The organism is Streptomyces solincola, assembly GCF_002982015.1.
Lineage (GTDB): Bacteria > Actinomycetota > Actinomycetes > Streptomycetales > Streptomycetaceae > Streptomyces > Streptomyces solincola.
Map to the genome: position 1 here is coordinate 1 of NZ_PVLV01000043.1, position 3,590 is coordinate 3,590.

Sequence of the window (3,590 nt, forward strand, 5' to 3'; positions counted from 1 at the left end):
GGAGGAGCCGGTCCACGCGGGGCGGGCCGGGCGCTTGGTGAGCGGGGCGAAGATCTCGGCGATCTCCTCCTTGCCGAGCGTCTCCTTCTCCAGCAGCGCGAGGACGAGGTTGTCCAGGACGTCGCGGTTCTCGACCAGGATCTCCCAGGCCTCGTTGTGCGCCGTCTCGATGAGCTTCTTGACCTCTTCGTCCACCAGCGCGGCGACCTCTTCCGAGTAGTCGCGCTGGTGCGCCATCTCGCGGCCGAGGAAGGGCTCGGTGTTGTCGCCGCCGAACTTGATCGCGCCGAGCCGCTCGGTCATGCCGTACTGGGTGACCATCGCACGGGCCGTGGCGGTGGCCTTCTCGATGTCGTTGGCCGCGCCGGTGGTCGGGTCGTGGAAGACCAGTTCCTCGGCCGCCCGGCCGCCCAGCATGTAGGCGAGCTGGTCGAGCATCTCGTTGCGGGTGGTGGAGTACTTGTCCTCGTCGGGCAGGACCATGGTGTAGCCGAGGGCCCGGCCGCGGGACAGGATGGTGATCTTGTGGACCGGGTCGGAGTTGGGTGAGGCCGCCGCGACCAGGGCGTGTCCGCCCTCGTGGTACGCGGTGATCTTCTTCTCCTTGTCGGACATGATCCTGGTCCGCTTCTGCGGGCCCGCGACCACCCGGTCGATCGCCTCGTCCAGCATGTGGTTGTCGATGAGCTTCTTGTCGCTGCGCGCGGTGAGCAGCGCGGCTTCGTTGAGCACGTTCGACAGGTCCGCGCCGGTGAAGCCGGGGGTGCGGCGGGCGACGGCCGAGAGGTCGACGTCCGGGGCGACCGGCTTGCCCTTCTGGTGGACCTTGAGGATCTCCAGGCGGCCCTGCATGTCCGGACGGTCGACGGCGATCTGCCGGTCGAAGCGGCCGGGGCGCAGCAGCGCCGGGTCGAGGATGTCGGGCCGGTTGGTGGCGGCGATGAGGATGACGCCGCCCTTGACGTCGAAGCCGTCCATCTCGACGAGGAGCTGGTTGAGGGTCTGCTCGCGCTCGTCGTGGCCGCCGCCGAGGCCGGCGCCGCGGTGGCGTCCGACGGCGTCGATCTCGTCGACGAAGACGATGGCCGGGGCGTTGGCCTTGGCCTGCTCGAAGAGGTCGCGGACCCGGCTGGCGCCGACGCCGACGAACATCTCGACGAAGTCGGAGCCGGAGATCGAGTAGAAGGGGACGCCGGCCTCGCCCGCGACGGCGCGCGCGAGGAGGGTCTTGCCGGTGCCGGGCGGGCCGTAGAGCAGCACGCCCTTGGGGATCTTAGCGCCGACGGCCTGGAACTTGGCGGGCTCCTGGAGGAACTCCTTGATCTCGTGGAGCTCCTCGACGGCCTCGTCGGATCCGGCGACGTCGGAGAAGGTGGTCTTGGGGGTGTCCTTGGTGATGAGCTTGGCCTTGGACTTCCCGAAGTTCATCACTCGGGAGCCGCCGCCCTGCATCTGGTTCATCAGGAACAGGAAGACCACGACGATGAGCACGAACGGCAGCAGCGAGAGCAGCACCGACAGGAACGGGCTCTGCTTGGAGGGCGAGACCGTGTACCCCTTGTCGATGTCACCCGCCTCGTACTTCTGCTGCAGGGTGGCGGCGAGGTCGGATCCCTGGCTGCCGATGTAGCTGGCCTGGATCTTGTCGCTGTCGCCGACCTTCTGGCCGTCCTTGAGGTCGACCTTGATCATCTGCTCGTCGCCGGTGGTCAGCTTGACCTGGTCGACCTGGTTCTTGTCGATCGCCTGGACGACCTGACCGGTGTCCACCGTCTTGTAGCCGCCCGACGAGCCGACGACCTGCATCAACACGACCACGGCGAGGACGGCCAGCACGATCCACATGACCGGCCCACGGAAGTATCGCTTCACGTCCATCCATACGAGGCGGTGACGCCCCGTCCCTCCTGCCCGTAGGTAGCTGCTGCTCGGTTGGTGCTGCTTGGTACTGCGGTCCGCGCCGCCGCTCGCGGCGCGGTGGGAAAAGCTGTTCTTCGGACGGTACCCCAGCATTGTCTCCGGAGACCGCCTTCCCATGCTCCAACGGCGGGAAGGCGGCTCAGGTTCCCGATCACGGCGGCGGGAGCTCAGCCGCCGTAGACGTGCGGGGCGAGCGTGCCGACGAAGGGGAGGTTGCGGTACTTCTCCGCGTAGTCGAGGCCGTAGCCGACGACGAACTCGTTGGGGATGTCGAAGCCGATCCACTTCACGTCGATGGCGACCTTGGCGGCTTCGGGCTTGCGCAGCAGGGTGCACACCTCCAGGGAGGCGGGCTCCCGGGAGCCGAGGTTGGACAGCAGCCAGGACAGGGTCAGGCCGGAGTCGATGATGTCCTCGACGATCAGGACGTGGCGGCCCTTGATGTCGGTGTCGAGGTCCTTGAGGATGCGGACCACGCCGGAGGACTGGGTGCCGGCGCCGTAGGAGGAGACGGCCATCCAGTCCATGGTGACGGCGCTGGACAGCGACCGCGCCAGGTCGGCCATCACCATGACGGCGCCCTTGAGGACGCCCACGATGAGCAGGTCCTTGCCGGCGTACTCCGCGTCGATCTCAGCGGCCAGCTCCGCGAGCTTGGCGTCGATCTCTTCCTTGGTGATGAGCACCGACTTGAGGTCGGTGCCCATGTCTTTCTCGTTCACCCGGGTCACTTTCGTTGCAGCGTCGCGTCAGCCTTGCCGGATGACCAGTCTGCCACCCTGCCGGCGCACCACGACGCGGCCGGGCAGGTTGAGCGCCCCCTGCCCGCGCCAGCCCGTGATGAGCCGGTCCATCTCCTCGACGTGCCGGGCGAACAGGGAGCCGGCGGGCGACCCGGCGGCGACGGCCGCCCGGCGCAGCACCCGTCGGCGCACCGCGGGCGGCAGGGCCCAGAGCTTGGCGCAGTCGAGCCGTCCGGTCTCGTCGCGGACGGTGGCGTCGGCGTCGGCGGCCCAGGTGTCGAGGGCGTCGGCGTCGTCGCGGCAGAGCTGGGCGGTGCGGGCGAGGGCCTCGACGACGCCCTTGCCGAGGGACTTCTCCAGGGCGGGCAGCCCTTCGTGGCGGAGCCGGGAGCGGGTGTAGGCGGGGTCGGCGTTCATCGGGTCGTCCCAGACCGGCAGGGACTGCACCAGGCAGGCCTTGCGGGCGGTCTGGCGGTCGAGCTGGAGGAAGGGCCGCCGGTAGCGGCCGGCGGCCCCCGAGACCGCGGCCATCCCGGACAGGGAGCGGATGCCGGAGCCGCGGGCGAGGCCGAGCAGGACGGTCTCGGCCTGGTCGTCGCGGGTGTGGCCGAGGAGGACGGCGGCCGCGCCGAGGCGCTCGGCGGCGTCGTCGAGGGCGGCGTAGCGGGCGTCGCGGGCGGCGGCCTCGGGTCCGCCGGCGCGGCCGACGGTGACGGAGACGGCTTCGACCGGGTCGAGCCCGAGGGCCCGCAGCCGCTGGGCGACCTCGGCGGCGCGCTGGTCGGAGCCGGGCTGGAGTCCGTGGTCGACGGTGATCGCGCCGGCGCGGACGGCGAGTTTGCGGGCCTCGAAGGCGAGGGCGGAGGCGAGCGCCATGGAGTCGGCGCCGCCGGAGCAGGCGACGAGCACCAGCGGCCGGTGGTCCTC

The 3,590-nt window shown here is 70.2% G+C and carries 3 protein-coding genes; all 3 read right to left on the reverse strand.

Features of this window, described 5'->3' with window-relative positions; genetic code table 11:
- Positions 1 to 1,878 (reverse strand): ATP-dependent zinc metalloprotease FtsH (gene ftsH, locus C6N75_RS03115; RefSeq protein WP_105867280.1); only part of this gene is annotated, 1,878 nt, incomplete at its 3' end.
- 209 nt (positions 1,879 to 2,087) lie between these two features.
- Positions 2,088 to 2,627 (reverse strand): hypoxanthine phosphoribosyltransferase, encoded by a 540-nt coding sequence (hpt, locus tag C6N75_RS03120; protein WP_105867281.1) that lies wholly within the window; start codon positions 2,625 to 2,627, stop codon positions 2,088 to 2,090.
- A gap of 42 nt (positions 2,628 to 2,669) precedes the next feature.
- On the reverse strand, positions 2,670 to 3,590 hold a 921-nt coding region (gene tilS / locus C6N75_RS03125), incomplete at its 5' end, for a tRNA lysidine(34) synthetase TilS (RefSeq protein WP_105867282.1).

Bases quoted from the DNA above. Each gene is read 5' to 3' on its own strand.
- hpt (WP_105867281.1), bottom strand. From the start codon at position 2,627: ATGGGCACCGACCTCAAGTCGGTGCTCATCACCAAGGAAGAGATCGAC.